Source organism: Martelella sp. UBA3392 (assembly GCF_002358775.1).
Classification (GTDB): domain Bacteria; phylum Pseudomonadota; class Alphaproteobacteria; order Rhizobiales; family Rhizobiaceae; genus Martelella; species Martelella mediterranea.
In genome coordinates this window covers 1-361 of sequence record NZ_DEPM01000240.1, presented here as the reverse complement: position 1 = coordinate 361, position 361 = coordinate 1, and the positions used below count along the sequence as shown (strand labels likewise).

At 65.4% G+C, this 361-nt stretch carries 1 protein-coding gene; it reads left to right on the top strand.

The features are described from left to right. Window positions 1-319: thiamine pyrophosphate-dependent enzyme (locus B4E36_RS19095; RefSeq protein ID WP_345900699.1), on the top strand; the 319-nt coding region annotated here is incomplete at its 5' end. Between the last annotated feature and the right edge of the window lie 42 nt (window positions 320-361).

Genomic DNA, 361 nt, shown 5'->3' with positions numbered 1-361 from the left:
GTGGGGCGCGGAAAAGCGCAACACGACGCTCTGGTACGACAATAATTTCGTCGGCACCGAGCTCGACCGCGACACCTCCTATGCCGCGATCGCCAAGGCCTGCGGCGCGCACGGCGTCCAGGTCCGCAGCCAGCAGGAACTGACCGAGGCGCTGACGACCGCGGTGGAGCGCCAGCTCAAGAACAAGGAAACCACCTTCATCGAGGTGCTTCTCAACCAGGAACTCGGCGAACCCTTCCGTCGCGACGCGATGAAGAAACCCGTCGTCGTCGCCGGCATCGACGCCAGCGACATGTGCCCGCAGAAGGGCGCTGCCTGAGCGGGGGCCGAGGCCTCGCAGCAAACAATCTCCCCCCTTGAG